The following is a 1,682-nucleotide window of genomic DNA, read 5'->3' on the forward strand; positions in this document are numbered from 1 at the left end:
GGCGAGACGCTGCCGGACAATTTGCCGGAAGGCACGGTTCGGCTGTCCGGCGATTTTCTCTGCGCGCCGTTTTCGCGCAGCGATGTCGAGGAGGCGCCGCTGCATGGCTGGCCGGCCAACAGCGCCTGGGATGTGGTCGATAGTGCTGCTACAGGGGATGGCTGGCGAGCCGTCTACCGCCTGCGGCACAAGGTGATGGGCGCTTCGGTCGACAAGATCCTGACGCTGCGCGACGGCCATCCCTTCCTCTACCAGGAACATGTGTTTTCCGGTGGCCACGGCGCGATTTCGGTCGCGCATCACCCGATGATGGCGATGACGGGCGGCGGCAGGCTGGCCTTTTCGCCGAAGCGGTTTGCCGCGACGCTGGACGACCCGCTGGAGCCGGATCCCGCACGCGGCCGCTTCCTGCTGGCCTATCCGGCACGATCCGCCGATCTCGGCCGTTTTCCCGCCGCAGGCGGCGGTACGCTCGACCTGACGGAGTACCGCATGGGCGACCTGCGCGAGGATTTCCTCACGCTGGTCGAGACAGATCATAGCGGACCGGGCTGGACCGCGCTGGCGCGCCAGGCCGAGGACGATCTGGTGCTGGTGCTGAAGAACTCTGCCGAGCTGCCGATCACCATGCTGTGGCTCAGCAATGGCGGGCGCGACTACGCGCCCTGGAGCGGTCGCCACCTGGGCGTGCTCGGCATCGAGGATGGCCGTGCTGCCGTCGGCCATGCCGCCTCGATCGGCGACAACTGGCTGAGGCGCGAAGGGGTAGCGACCGCCTTTGCGCTGGGCGAAAGCCAAAGCGTTTCCTTTCGCCATGTCATCGGCGCCATACCGCTGTCTGGCGGCGAGCCACCGCAGGAGCTCACGACGGCGGATGGCCGCATGCGGCTGGTGACGGGCGGCGCGGCGCGGGAGGTTCCCTTCGACAGCGATTTCCTGCGTATTGGGCAGCCTGTGGCTGCCTGAACGAACAGCACAGTTGACTTCTGTTCGTTCAAGGGTTCCCATCAATTGCCAAAGTTGGCGCCGCCCCTCACCTGCCTGCCGGCATCCTCTCCCCGTATAGTGACGGGGAGAGGGGTGCTCTCATCACCGATTTCGCCAACTACCAGCGTTACAGAGTAGGCGCCGAGATTGCGGCTGGCCCCTTCTCCCCGTCACTATACGGGGAGAAGTGCCCGGCAGGGCGATGAGGGGCGGCGCCAACTTTGGCAAAAGACCGCCTCCAATAGCTCAAATCCCGATTTGAAATTTCCGCCAACTGCCGACAAGATACAGCGGAAATTATCGTGCCGATCATCCAGGCAAGCGAGGCTCTCATGTCCGAAATCGCCCATCTCGCCGCCACCATCTTCAAGCGCGCCGGCAAGGCAAACCGCTTCATCGTCGCCATTGCCGGTCCACCAGGCTCCGGCAAGTCGACGCTGTCGGCAAGGCTGCATGAACTGCTGCCCGAAGGTGCTTCGGAAGTCGTGCCGATGGACGGCTTCCACTATGACGACGCCGTGCTCGAGCGGCGCGGCCTGCGCGCGCGCAAGGGCGCGCCGGAAACCTTCGACTTTGCCGGGTTTGAGGCCCTGCTGAAGCGTATCCGTGCCGGCGAAGCCGACATCGCCATCCCGGTCTTCGACCGCAGCATGGAACTGTCGCGCGCCGCCGCCTCGATCGTCGCCACGCAAACC

Annotated in this window: 2 protein-coding genes; both read left to right on the forward strand. The window is 65.3% G+C overall.

All coding sequences use genetic code 11. The features are described 5' to 3' along the window. Positions 1–966: hypothetical protein (locus EN750_RS33140; protein ID WP_127399177.1), on the forward strand; the 966-nt coding region annotated here is incomplete at its 5' end. A gap of 353 nt (positions 967–1,319) precedes the next feature. Beyond that, the coding region (locus tag EN750_RS33150) for an ATP-binding protein (RefSeq protein ID WP_189526631.1) at positions 1,320–1,682 on the forward strand (363 nt) is incomplete at its 3' end.

It is taken from the genome of Mesorhizobium sp. M7A.F.Ca.ET.027.03.2.1 (genome assembly GCF_003999175.1).
In the GTDB taxonomy this organism is placed as follows: domain Bacteria; phylum Pseudomonadota; class Alphaproteobacteria; order Rhizobiales; family Rhizobiaceae; genus Mesorhizobium.